This window comes from Actinomycetota bacterium (assembly GCA_035540895.1).
Lineage (GTDB): Bacteria > Actinomycetota > JAICYB01 > JAICYB01 > JAICYB01 > DATLFR01.
In genome coordinates this window covers 1-2379 of record DATLFR010000093.1, presented here as the reverse complement: position 1 = coordinate 2379, position 2379 = coordinate 1, and the positions used below count along the sequence as shown (strand labels likewise).

3 protein-coding genes are annotated in these 2379 nt (G+C 71.0%); 2 read left to right on the top strand and 1 reads right to left on the bottom strand.

What is annotated here, in order from left to right; all coding sequences use genetic code 11:
* On the top strand, window positions 1-1129 hold a 1129-nt coding region (locus tag VM840_05430; protein ID HVL81017.1), incomplete at its 5' end, for an enolase C-terminal domain-like protein.
* On the opposite strand, the gene VM840_05425 is transcribed toward VM840_05430, so the two are convergent.
* Entirely contained in the window at window positions 1126-1914 is a 789-nt protein-coding gene (locus VM840_05425; protein ID HVL81016.1) for a fumarylacetoacetate hydrolase family protein, read from the bottom strand. The genes VM840_05430 and VM840_05425 overlap by 4 nt on opposite strands.
* A 66-nt stretch (window positions 1915-1980) precedes the next feature.
* Between VM840_05425 and VM840_05420 the strand changes: the two genes are divergently transcribed.
* Window positions 1981-2379: alpha/beta hydrolase (locus VM840_05420; GenBank protein HVL81015.1), on the top strand; the 399-nt coding region annotated here is incomplete at its 3' end.

Sequence of the window (2379 nt, the reverse complement as noted above, 5' to 3'; positions counted from 1 at the left end):
CGTCCGGACCGTCGTCGAGGTGGAGACGGACGCGGGGCTCGTCGGGCTCGGGGAGATGGGGGGCGGCGGCGAGAGCGCGGAGGCCGCCTTCGCCGGGCTGCAGCCCTACCTCGCTGGCCACGACCCGTTCGACCTCGAAGCGCTGCGGTTCAAGCTGATGAACCCCACGGCCTCCCTCTACAACGCGCGGGGACAGCTGCACGCGGCCATCGAGTTCGCCTGCCTCGACCTCATGGGGAAAGCCCTCGGGGTGCGCGTCTGCGACCTGCTCGGGGGTGCCCTGCGCGATTCGGTGCCGTTCGCCTCGTACCTCTTCTACCGGTACCGGGGCCAGGAGGCGGGAGGCGAGACCACGCCCGACGACATGGTCTCCCACGCGCGCCACCTGGCTTCCGAGCACGGCTTCCGCAGCCACAAGCTGAAGGGCGGCGTCTTCCCGCCCGACCACGACGTGGAGGTGCTGCGCGCGGTCGCCGAGGCGCTGCCCGGACACTCCGTTCGCCTCGACCCCAACGCCGTCTGGACGGTCGAGGAGTCGATCCGCGTGGCCCGGGCCATCGAAGACCTCCGCAACGACTACCTCGAGGACCCCACGCTCGGGCTGGACGCCATGAGACGCGTCCGGGACCGGATCTCGATCCCGACCGCCACGAACACGGTCGTGACGAACCTGGAACAGCTGGCCGCGTGCATCCGGCTCGACGCGGTCGACGTGATCCTGCTCGACACGACCTTCTGGGGAGGTCTGCGCCAGGCCCTGCGGGCCGGACAGGTCTGCGAGACGTTCGGGTGGGGCGTCTCGGTGCACTCCTCGGGGGAGCTCGGGATCCAGCTCGCCACGATGCTGCACCTGGGCGCCCTCCTGCCCAACCTGCGCTTCGCCGCGGACGCCCATTACCACCACCTCACCGACGATGTGATCGAGGGCGGACCGATGCGGTACGTGGACGGCGAGATCGCGGTGCCGTCCGGACCCGGCCTCGGCGTGACGCTGGACCGCGACCGCCTCGAGCGCTACTCGGAGCTGTACCGGGAGCTGGGGGGCTACGCCTACGACCGGGACCCGCAGCGTCCGGACTGGTACCCGCTCGTCCCCGAGTCTCGCTTCGCCGACCCCTCGGCCCGCTAGCGCGCCTCCACCGGGTTCGTCAGCTCCCCGATCCCGTCGATCTGCACGGAGACGGTGTCCCCCGGGCGCAGGTACACGGGCGGCTTGCGCGCGAACCCCACACCGGGCGGGGTCCCCGTGGCGATCACGTCGCCCGGCTCCAGCGTGATCCCCTGGCTCAGGAAGCTGACCAGCTCCGCCGGGCCGAACACCATCTGGGCGGTGCTGGAGTCCTGGAGGACCTCACCGTTGACGACGCAGCGGATCGGGAGACCTGTCGGGTCGCCCAGCTCGTCGGGGGTGACTATCCAGGGCCCCATGGGGCAGAAGGTGTCCAGGCTCTTGCCACGCACCCACTGTCCGTCGCCGAGCTGGATGTCGCGCGCGGACACATCGTTGACGCACGTGTAGCCGAGGATGTGCTGCGCCGCCTCGTCCACGCCGACGGCGCGCGCCTGGCTCCCGATGACGATGGCGAGCTCCGCCTCGTAGTCGACCTCGGAGGTGATCGGCGGGATCAGGATCGGGTCGCCCGGCCCGGAGACGGTGTTGCCGAACTTCGCGAAGACGACCGGGGTCTCGGGGACCGGCATCCCGGACTCGGCCGCGTGGTCGCGATAGTTGAGACCGATGCAGATGATCTTCCCCGGCCTCGGCACGGGTGCGAGCAGCTTCACCTCGGCGAGCGGCCGGGTCTCGTCGGTGGGGTTCGGAGCCCAGACGTCGAGCCCGGCGTGACGGACCTCGTCCCCCTCGACGATGCCCACGGCCGCTCCCGCACCGTCCGTGTAGGACACGATCCTCATACCCACCTCCGGCTACTTCGCTTATAGGTCGACAGGCTAGCAGGGGCCCTGCGACACTGACCCGCGATGTACTCCAAGCCCGACTGGATCGTCGAGCTCGAGGGGGCCGACCCCGACCAGCTGATGTACCCGCCGCTGCCGTACACGGTCCGGGAGCAGCTGTGGTGGGTCACCCCGCCCGACGCCCCCGAGGGGTGGGTGGCCGAGCACGACCTCGTCTACGGCACGGGCGGGGGCCGCGACCTCCACGTCAACATCTACCGTCCGGCCGAGCCGTCCCCGCCGCGGCCGGCCGTGCTCTTCGTCCACGGGGGCGGGTGGATGGGCGGCGACAAGCTCATGAACATCCGGCACGCGGGTTACATGTCCGATCGCGGGTTCGTGGGAGCGACGTGCGAGTACCGGTTCTCCGGGGAGGCGGGCTGGCCGGCCGCGCTGGAGGACGTGAAGGCGGCCGTCCGTTGG

Coding starts and splice junctions, on each gene's coding strand:
- VM840_05425 (HVL81016.1), bottom strand. CDS start 1,914: ATGAGGATCGTGTCCTACACGGACGGTGCGGGAGCGGCCGTGGGCATC.